Raw genomic sequence first — 8,657 nt, forward strand, 5'->3', positions numbered from 1 at the left:
GCGGGCAGGGGGGCGCTCGCGTTGGCGTCCACCGCGGCGCTGGCCTCGTCGGTGACGGCGCCTGCTGCGGCTGCGGAGGTCGCGGCAGCGGCAGTGGCTTGGGCGGCCAGGTCGGCGGCGCTGGCGGCGCCGGCGGCGACCGTCGTGGTGGCGCCGGCTGGCGAGGTATCGGCTGCGCTGGCGACCGGCACGGCCACTGGCGTTGCCGGCTGGTTGAAAGCGGCCACCAGGGCCAGCATGTCGGCGACCGGATCGGCCTGGGCGGCGGCCTGGGCGTCGCTGGCGGCGCTATCGGCGCCTTCGTCGGCGCTGGCGCTGCTGTCCTTGGCGGTGCTCTTGGCCGGCGCCGGCGCGGCGGGCGCGGCCTGGGTGTCGTTGCTGGCGACGGCCTGGTTGCTGTCGGCGGCGTCGGCCTGCTGGTTTTGCGGCTGGGCCGGTTTGGCTTGCTCGGCCTGCTTGGGCGCGGACGGGCGCGAGGCGGCAGGGCGCTCAGGCGACTTGGCGCCGATATTCGGCGTGTTGCTGGCGCCGCCGGCGTTGGCCTGGCGCTGGTCCATCTCGCGCGACAGGGCGCGCTGGAAGGCGTTGTCGGCGCCGCCGGCGTTCAGATTCAGGTTCACCTTGGGCGCCGCCACTGCGTTGGCGTTCAGAGTAGGAATTTGGAGATTCTGGGTTTGCATGATCGCGCCGTGTCGGTTGGTTGCGTCTAAATGGGTCAGCGTTTGTAGTAGGCCTGCCGTGCTGCGTGTTCGTCCATCTGCTTCTGGTCGCGCTTGTTTTCCAGCTTGAGCGCTTCGGCCTCCGCCCGGTCGTTCAGGGTGGAGTAGGACATGCGCTTGCGTTCGCTGGCCTGCCAGGCGGCCTTTTCCTGCTCGCCGCGGTATTCCGCGTGCTTGATCATGTCCAGCTGGCCCTTGACCGCCACGTCCAGCTTTTCCATGAAGGCCTGGAAATTGCGGTAAGCCATGGGCGTGATGCCGGCCGCCTGCGCCGCTTCGAAGCGTTTCGCATATTCCTCGCGATAGCCGGCCAGCATCTGGTGCTTTTGCCGGGCCTCGTCGATTGCCTTGAGCGCCGCGCCCAGCCGCTTGGCGGCATCGTCGGTTTCCCGGCGCGCCAGGTCCATCAGTGTTTCAAGTTGCGCTTTGGAAGCCATGATGAATTAATTATAGGTGGCTGTGATCCGCTTCAATCAGTCGAACAGAGAGGTAAGTTGGGCCAAGCTCTCGCCCATGGTCACCCGTTCGCTGATTTGTTGCTGGAGGAAATTCTCTATCCGGTCGTGCAACTGGATCGCCTGGTCGAGCACCGGATCGCTGCCCGGCGCATAGGCGCCGACGCTGATCAGGTCGCGGCTGCGCTCGTAGCGCGAGAACAGCTGCTTCAGGTGGCGCGAGCGGGTCTGGTGCTCGGGCGAGGTGATCGAGTGCATGGCCCGGCTGATCGACTGTTCGATGTCGATCGCGGGGTAGTGGCCGGCCTCCGCCAGGCGGCGATTGAGCACGATGTGGCCGTCGAGGATGGCGCGCGCCGAGTCGGCGATCGGATCCTGCTGGTCGTCGCCCTCGGTCAGCACGGTGTAGAAGGCGGTGATCGAGCCGCCGCCCATCTCGCCGTTGCCGGCGCGCTCGACCAGGATCGGCAGCTTGGCGAACACCGACGGCGGATAGCCCTTGGTGGCCGGCGGTTCGCCGATGGCCAGCGCGATCTCGCGTTGCGCCATGGCGTAGCGGGTCAGCGAGTCCATGATCAGCAGCACGTTCTGGCCCTGGTCGCGGAAGTGCTCGGCGATCGCGGTGGCGTAGGCCGCGCCCTGCAGGCGCATCAGCGGCGGCGTGTCGGCCGGGGCCGCCACGACGACGGAGCGGGCCAGGCCTTCCTCGCCCAGGATCTGCTCGATGAATTCCTTGACTTCGCGGCCGCGTTCGCCGATCAGGCCGACCACGATGACGTCGGCCTCGGTGTAGCGCGCCATCATGCCCAGCAGCACCGACTTGCCGACGCCGGAGCCGGCGAACAGGCCCATGCGCTGGCCGCGGCCGACGGTCAGCATGGCGTTGATCGAACGCACGCCGACGTCCAGCGTTTCGGTGATCGGCGCGCGGCCCAGCGGATTGGCGGGGCGGGTGTTGATCGGCGCGCTGTCGGAGGCGTGCAGCGGGCCGAGGCTGTCGAGCGGACGGCCGGCGCCGTCCAGCACCCGGCCCAGCAGTTCGGGGCCGACCGGCAGGTGGCGCGCGCGGTCGCTGGGGCGGCGGCGCGGATGGTTGACGGTGCCGGGGCGGGGGATGGCCGGCTCGACCGGGAACACCCGGGTGCCGGGCACCACGCCTTCGACGTCGCTTTGCGGCATCAGGAACAGTTTGTCGCCCTCGAAGCCGACCACTTCGGCCTCGATCTTGCCGCCGGACGGCAGCGGCACGGTGCAGGCGGCGCCCACGGCCAGCCGCAGGCCGACCGCTTCCATCACCAGCCCGGCCACGCGGGTGACGCGGCCCGACACCTGCATCGGCTCGACGAAGCCGACCAGCGCGCCGCAATCGTGCAGATAGGATTTCCAGCGGCCGGCGTGCGGGCTGGCGGCGGGGGCTGCAGGGGCTGCAGGGGCGGTTGGGGCGGCGGCATCCATGTCAGGCCAGCCAGTCCACTTCTTTGCCGAGCGCGTGGCTCAGGCGCTGCCAGCGGGCGGCGGCGGTGGCGTCGATCTGGTTGCTGGCGGTGTCGACCTTGCAGCCGCCGCGGCCGACCTGCGGGTCTTCGACCACGCGCCAGCCGCCCTTGTCGAGCTCTTCGCCGATGCCGCCGCGCACCACGGCGGCGTCGTCGGGGTGCAGCACCAGCAGCGCCGGCTGTTGCAGCACCGGCAGGTATTCGATGGCTTCGCGCACGATCGGCAGAATCAGCTCGGGCTTGACTTGCAGCGCGTTCTTCAACATGCCCTTGGCCAGTTGCAAGGCCAGTTCCAGCACGTCGCTGGCGATCAGCTGGTCGGCGTCCTGCAGCGAGGTGGTGAAGCTGGCGGCCAGGCTGCGCAGGTGCTCCAGCTCGTCGGCCGCGACCAGCTTGCCGGCCTCGATGGCGTCGGCGTGGCCGGCCGCGTGGCCTTCGTCGTAGCCGTCCTTGCGGGCTTCCTCGCGGATCGCCTCCAGTTCTTCAACGGTGGGGTAGTCGAGCGGCGGCGGCAGCGGCGGGCCCATCTCCAGCGCGTCCTGCTGCTCCTGCAGCGCATCCTGCACGCGCTGCTCGGCGTCCAGGCGGGCCTGTTCGGCGTCGCGCTCGCGCTGTTCGGCCTCGCGTTGCGCGATCACGCGGGGACGCTCGTCGCCAAACGAGGTCATCTCCCAGCGCTGGAACGCCGACTGCTGTTCTTTTGGTAGCAGAGACATTAGACGAAGGAATCCTCACCTTTGCCGCCGAGCACGATCTGGCCTTCGTCGGCCAGGCGGCGGACGATTTGCAGGATCTGCTTCTGCTGGGTTTCCACTTCGGACAGGCGCACCGGACCCTTCGATTCCAGGTCTTCGCGCATCATTTCCGAAGCACGGGCCGACATGTTCTTGAAGATCTTGTCGCGCAGCTCCTGCGACGCGCCCTTCAGCGCGATGATCAGCATTTCCGACTGCACTTCGCGCAGCAGCAGCTGGATGCCGCGGTCGTCGATGTCGATCAGGTTGTCGAACACGAACATCTCGTCCATGATCTTCTGCGCCATGTCGTTGTCGTAGTTCTTGATGTTGTCCATCACCGAGCCTTCCTGCTCGCCCGACATGAAGTTGAGGATCTCGGCCGCCGCGCGCACGCCGCCCAGCGACGATTTCTTGATGTTCTCGTTGCCCGACAGCAGCTTGGTCAGCACGTCGTTGAGTTCGCGCAGCGCGGCCGGCTGCACGCCGTCCAAGGTGGCGATGCGCAGCACCACGTCGTTGCGCAGGCGGTCGGTGAAGTGGCCGAGGATCTCGCAGGCCTGGTCGCGCTCCAGGTGGACCAGGATGGTGGCGATGATCTGCGGGTGTTCGTTGCGGATCAGCTCGGCGACGGATTGCGAATCCATCCACTTCAGCGATTCGATGCCGGAGGCGTCCTTGCCGCCCAGGATGCGCGACAGCAGCACCGAGGCCTTGTCGTCGCCCAGCGCCTTGGTCAGCACCTGGCGGATGTACTCGTCCGAGTCCAGGCCCACGGTGGAGGCGGCCGCGACCATGTCGCGGAAGTTGTCCAGCGTGCCCACCACTTCCTCGTGGGGCACGTTCTTCATGGTCGCCATGGCGGCGCCCAGCTTGAGCACTTCGCGCGGGCCGAGGAACTTCATCACCTCGGCGGCCTCGCTCTCGCCCATGGCCAGCATCAGGATCGCGGCCTTTTGCAGTCCGGTATTCTCAGTCATTTGCGCCTATCCATTCTTTGATCACGTTGGCAACGATGCGCGGATCTTCGGTGGCCAGTTTCTTGGCCATGGCCAGATTTTCGCGGTAAGAGCGCACGGTGTTTTCTTCCATCTTGCGCAATTCTTCTTCGGCGATGAGGGCCTCGTCCGGGCCTTCCTCGACCACTTCCTCCGGCTCTTCCGGCTCCGGCTCCGGCGCGTTGATCTCGTCGATCTTCTTGAACACCGGACGCATCATCGGCTTGACGATGCGCAGCACGATGTACAGCAGGATCAGCGCGGTGATCAGGAACTTCGCCAGATCCTTGGCCATCGGCAAGTTGGCCGGATCGCGCCACCACTCCGGCGGCGGTTCGAACGGCTTGTCGACGCCGTCGAACGGCGAATTGGCCACGCTGACGGCGTCGCCGCGGTCCTGGTTGTAGCCCATGGCCTGCTTGACCAGGTCGTTAATCTTGGCCATCTCTTCTGGAGTATAGGCCTTGATGGTGACTTTGCCATCCTTGCCGACGATGCGCTTGTAATTGACCACCACCGCCACCGTCATGCGTCGCAGGCCGCCCATGCCGCGCTGCTCGTAGCGCACGGTCTTGTCGACCTCGTAGTTGGTGGTCGATTCCTTGTGGTTGGGGCCGGTGGTGCCGGTGCTGGCTGCCGCGCCCGGCGGCGTGCCCGGCGCCGGCGCGGTGCCGGTCGGCGAGCCGGCGGTCTGGGTCAGCGGCGCGGTGGCGGTGCCCGGCGGCTGGTTCGACAGCGCGCCCGGGATGCCGCCCGGATTGGTGCTGCCGTTGTTGCCGTTGGTTTCGCTGCTCTGCTGGCTGCGGATGGCCGAGGCGGCCGGCGGCGAGTTCGGCTTGTAGGTTTCGGCGGCCTGCTCGATCTGGGCGAAGTCGACGTCGGCGGTGGCTTCGGCGCGCACATTGCCTTCGCCGACGATGGGGATGATGATCGATTCGACCTGCTTGATGACCTGCAGCTGCATGTCCTTGACATACTTGAGCTGGGTCTCGTCCATGTTCTTGGCGTTGAGGCCGGCGCTGCCGTTCTTGTTCTGGTCGGAAATCAGGTTGCCGGCCTGGTCGATGACGCTGACGTTGGCCGGCAGCAGTTCCGGCACGCTGGAGGCGACCAGGTGCACGATGGCGGCGGTCTGGGCCGGATCGAGCTGGCGGTTCGGGTGCAGCGTGACGATCACCGAGGCGGTCGGCTTTTGCTGGTCGCGCACGAACACCGACGGCTTGGGCAGCGCCAGGTGGACGCGGGCGTTCTCGATCGCCGCCAGCGACTGGATCGAGCGCGCCAGTTCGCCTTCCAGCGCGCGCTGGTAGTTGACCTGTTCGAGGAACTGGGACACGCCCAGCTTCTGGTTTTCCATCAGTTCGAAGCCGACGTTGCCGCCCTTGGGCAAGCCCTGGGCCGCCAGTTTCAGGCGGATATCGTGCACCTGCTCGGTCGGCACCAGGATGGCGGTGCCGTTCTCGGAAAACTTGTGCTTGACGTTGAGCTTGTCCAGTTCGGCCGTGATGGCGCCGCCGTCGCGGTCGGTGAAGTTGGAGAACAGCACGCCGTAGTCGGGCGGCTTGTTCCACAGCCACAGGCCGAGCAGGATGGCGGCGATGGCCGCCGCGCCGGCCGCGCGCAGGAAATTGCGGCCCATCGGCGTCTGGATGAAGGGCAGCTTCTCGGCACCGTCATCCGCGGCGTCGGCTGCTGTGTCGTTGTCGATTTGTTCGGCTACGGCCATGATGATTGGTTTCCGGTGCGAGGTTCTAGAGAGGATGAGCCATTATTGCCCGGTTGCGGACAAATCAATCGACCAAACAGAGCGCCGTTTACGGTTCTGCTCGGCCATGGGGACTGGCCTTGCCCTTGGTATTCTGGCAGCACTGATAGAGCCGTGCCGTATTGTAACGCCGCGCTCGGCCATGTCGTTGGAATTTGTTCCACGGCAGCAACAAGATGGAGGATGGGATGAAGACAGGTGGAATCGACGGCAGCCAGATCCAGGCCATGATCGCCCAGTTGAAGGCGCACGCCGCGCGTCCGGGGCTGACGCCGCCGGTGATCAAGACCGAGGCGCCGCCGGCGGCCAAGGTGGAGTTTTCCGACGCGCTGAAGAACGCGCTCGACGGCGTCAACACCAGCCAGGTGCAGGCCGACGACATGGGCAAGAAATTCGCGATGGGCGACGACAGCGTCAACCTGTCGGACATGATGATCTCGATGCAGAAGGCCAGCATCAACTTCCAGGCCACCATTCAGGTGCGCAATAAGCTGGTGTCGGCCTACCACGACATCATGAACATGCAAGTTTAATAATGCGGGGTTAAATCAGGCCGGCGATGCGGGCGTTGCGTTCGCGTTCCAGCTTGGTGATGTAGCGCTGCACGTAGGACAGCATGCCGCGCGAGATGTTGACGAACTCGCAGCCCAGGCGGCGGTTGGTCTTGTTGTTGAGCAGCGTCAGGTCCAGCGAGTTGCGGATCTGCAGCGAGGTCGCCACCTGGCCCACTTCCGGCAGGTCGATCTTGCAATCGAGGTAGTTGCGGCCGATGGCGTCGCCCAGCATCATCTTGTTGTCCAGGATGGCGATGCCGCCGCAGCTGATGTCGGCCAGCGGGAAGGTGGTGCTGCCGCCCAGCTCTTCCGGCAGCGGGATCAGCACCCGCACCGGATTGGTCACCGGCGTCGCGATCCGGTAGTACTCGCGCCGCTGCAGGCGGATCAGCGTCGGCGGCACGACGATCTTGAACGCCGGATTGCCTTCGAAGGTCGCCGTTTCGATGCGGTCGGCGCCAAACAGGATGCGCACCTTGTCGAGCGTGGTCTCGAACGACAGCCGGCGCGACGCCAGGATGCGCTTGTTCTGCTCGCGGTCGATCGAGCAATCCAGGTAGACGGCGTTGTGCTGCTCGTCCACTTCCAGGATCGAGGTCACGCAGACGTCGGACTCGCCATGGATCAGCATGCGGATCAGCTGATTCTTTTCGCCGATACCGCGCAGCAAGGAGATGATCTCCTTCCGTGATTCGACTTCAAAATCGTGCCAGTTTTCCAATTCCGCATCCTGAAAGTGTGGGTACATCGGTGCCGTTCGCGTCAAATTTCTGTAAGGGGGATGCTGCTGTCCGGCGCCGCCGGAAGCGGCAATCCAGACTTTTGCGCTGATTCAATATGATATAGCCACGCTAATAGTTCCGCAATCGTCCTATAGAGCGTCGGTGGAATTTGTTGATCTAGATCTACATCCATGAGCAGAGATACAAGCTCCTTGGACTCGTGGATGAACACGCCGGCCTCCAGCGCGACGCTGATGATCTGCTCGGCCACCAGCCCGCGGCCCTTGGCCACCACCTTGGGCGCCGGCGCGCCGTTCTCATAGGTCAGGGCCACCGCCTGCTGCAGCGGGCGGCGCGGCAGCTGGTCGGTCATGGCGACTCCTGGCCGATGGTCAGCGAGGACAGCGGCGCGCCGGCCGCCTCCATCGCCTGTTCCAGCAGGCCGGCGTAGGCGCGCAGGGTGTCGGCGCTGTCGCCGTCGTCGGCTTGCACCTGGATATGCACCTGGCCGCCGATCAGCGTCACCGCCGCCGACACCGCGCCCAGCATCGGGAAGCGGAAGCGCACGCCGCTGCGCCAGACCTGCTCGGGTTCGCCGTCGGCGCCATGGCCCTCGTCCTTGCGGCCTTCGCGCTGTTCGCGGCGGATTTCCCACTGCATGGGCTGGCCCGGCCACGCCTCGCCGTTCCATTGCACCCGGCCTTGCTCGTGGGTGTGCAGTTGCTGATTGATCAGTTGGGCGGCGCTCAGGTCGGGACCGCTGGCGGCGGCGCGGGCGGCGCTTTCGCCGCTCTGCAGCATGCGCTGCATCTGCGGCTCGCGCATCAGCTCGGGCAGGGGGCGCTCGCCCTTGACCCATTCGGTGACGTGCGACTCGTAGAACAGGCCGCTTTGCGAGATGGTGTCCTGCAGTTTTTGCGCCAGCTGCTCGGCGGCCGGCGCGGCGTTGCCGAACAGCGCGCTCTTGCCGACCAGCGCCAGTTGCGCGCCGGCGCTGCCCTGTGCCGTGCTGAGGACGGTGGTCAGCACGCGGGCGGTGTTGCTCAGCGTGGCTTGCGGCGTGCCGGGGTCGAGGTCGGGCAATTCATTGGACGGTGTCAGCGGCGCCTTGCCGAGCAAGGTGGCGGCCATGCTTTGCGGTTTGACGGCTTCGGCCGGGAGCGCGCCGCCGGCCGCCGGCGCGGCGGCGGGGCCAGCCTGGGCCGCGGCGGCGC

The 8,657-nt window shown here is 66.5% G+C and carries 9 protein-coding genes and 1 pseudogene; 1 reads left to right on the top strand and 9 read right to left on the bottom strand.

What is annotated here, in order from left to right; translation table 11 throughout:
- The 6 genes and pseudogenes from RUGAMON1_RS32320 to fliF form a co-directional block, all read right to left on the bottom strand.
- Positions 1–680: pseudogene (locus RUGAMON1_RS32320) on the bottom strand (flagellar hook-length control protein FliK); the annotation flags it as partial.
- Positions 681–715: 35 nt separating this feature from the next.
- Positions 716–1,156 carry a flagellar export protein FliJ gene (gene fliJ / locus RUGAMON1_RS32325; RefSeq protein WP_445234370.1) on the bottom strand — a complete coding sequence of 147 codons (441 nt, stop codon included), beginning with the start codon at positions 1,154–1,156 and terminating at the stop codon, positions 716–718.
- A gap of 36 nt (positions 1,157–1,192) precedes the next feature.
- Positions 1,193–2,629, bottom strand: coding sequence for a flagellar protein export ATPase FliI (gene fliI, locus RUGAMON1_RS32330; protein ID WP_445234371.1), 1,437 nt, complete (start codon positions 2,627–2,629; stop codon positions 1,193–1,195).
- A gap of 1 nt (position 2,630) precedes the next feature.
- Complete coding sequence (locus RUGAMON1_RS32335) at positions 2,631–3,386, bottom strand: flagellar assembly protein FliH (protein ID WP_445234372.1); 756 nt, start codon at positions 3,384–3,386, stop codon at positions 2,631–2,633.
- Positions 3,386–4,384 (bottom strand): flagellar motor switch protein FliG, encoded by a 999-nt coding sequence (gene fliG / locus RUGAMON1_RS32340; protein WP_008451337.1) that lies wholly within the window; start codon positions 4,382–4,384, stop codon positions 3,386–3,388. Before fliG ends, RUGAMON1_RS32335 begins: the two co-directional genes overlap by 1 nt.
- Positions 4,377–6,128 carry a flagellar basal-body MS-ring/collar protein FliF gene (fliF, locus tag RUGAMON1_RS32345; protein WP_445234373.1) on the bottom strand — a complete coding sequence of 584 codons (1,752 nt, stop codon included), beginning with the start codon at positions 6,126–6,128 and terminating at the stop codon, positions 4,377–4,379. Before fliF ends, fliG begins: the two co-directional genes overlap by 8 nt.
- A 227-nt stretch (positions 6,129–6,355) precedes the next feature.
- Between fliF and fliE the strand changes: the two genes are divergently transcribed.
- The gene (gene fliE, locus RUGAMON1_RS32350) at positions 6,356–6,700 is read left to right on the top strand and encodes a flagellar hook-basal body complex protein FliE (RefSeq protein ID WP_445234374.1); all 345 of its coding nucleotides are present in this window, start codon (positions 6,356–6,358) and stop codon (positions 6,698–6,700) included.
- Between the two features lie 10 nt (positions 6,701–6,710).
- On the opposite strand, the gene RUGAMON1_RS32355 is transcribed toward fliE, so the two are convergent.
- The 3 genes from RUGAMON1_RS32355 to fliK form a co-directional block, all read right to left on the bottom strand.
- Positions 6,711–7,469, bottom strand: coding sequence for a flagellar brake protein (locus RUGAMON1_RS32355; protein WP_445234375.1), 759 nt, complete (start codon positions 7,467–7,469; stop codon positions 6,711–6,713).
- 14 nt (positions 7,470–7,483) lie between these two features.
- Complete coding sequence (locus RUGAMON1_RS32360) at positions 7,484–7,816, bottom strand: EscU/YscU/HrcU family type III secretion system export apparatus switch protein (RefSeq protein ID WP_445234376.1); 333 nt, start codon at positions 7,814–7,816, stop codon at positions 7,484–7,486.
- The coding region (gene fliK / locus RUGAMON1_RS32365; protein ID WP_445234377.1) for a flagellar hook-length control protein FliK at positions 7,813–8,657 on the bottom strand (845 nt) is incomplete at its 5' end. The genes fliK and RUGAMON1_RS32360, both read right to left, overlap by 4 nt.

Origin of the sequence: Duganella rhizosphaerae (genome assembly GCF_040364205.1) — a bacterium.
In the GTDB taxonomy this organism is placed as follows: domain Bacteria; phylum Pseudomonadota; class Gammaproteobacteria; order Burkholderiales; family Burkholderiaceae_D; genus Rugamonas; species Rugamonas rhizosphaerae.

Bases quoted from the DNA above. Each gene is read 5' to 3' on its own strand.
- fliJ (WP_445234370.1), bottom strand. From the start codon at position 1,156: ATGGCTTCCAAAGCGCAACTTGAAACACTGATGGACCTGGCGCGCCGG.
- fliI (WP_445234371.1), bottom strand. From the start codon at position 2,629: ATGGATGCCGCCGCCCCAACCGCCCCTGCAGCCCCTGCAGCCCCCGCC.
- RUGAMON1_RS32335 (WP_445234372.1), bottom strand. From the start codon at position 3,386: ATGTCTCTGCTACCAAAAGAACAGCAGTCGGCGTTCCAGCGCTGGGAG.
- fliG (WP_008451337.1), bottom strand. From the start codon at position 4,384: ATGACTGAGAATACCGGACTGCAAAAGGCCGCGATCCTGATGCTGGCC.
- fliF (WP_445234373.1), bottom strand. From the start codon at position 6,128: ATGGCCGTAGCCGAACAAATCGACAACGACACAGCAGCCGACGCCGCG.
- fliE (WP_445234374.1), top strand. From the start codon at position 6,356: ATGAAGACAGGTGGAATCGACGGCAGCCAGATCCAGGCCATGATCGCC.
- RUGAMON1_RS32355 (WP_445234375.1), bottom strand. From the start codon at position 7,469: ATGTACCCACACTTTCAGGATGCGGAATTGGAAAACTGGCACGATTTT.
- RUGAMON1_RS32360 (WP_445234376.1), bottom strand. From the start codon at position 7,816: ATGACCGACCAGCTGCCGCGCCGCCCGCTGCAGCAGGCGGTGGCCCTG.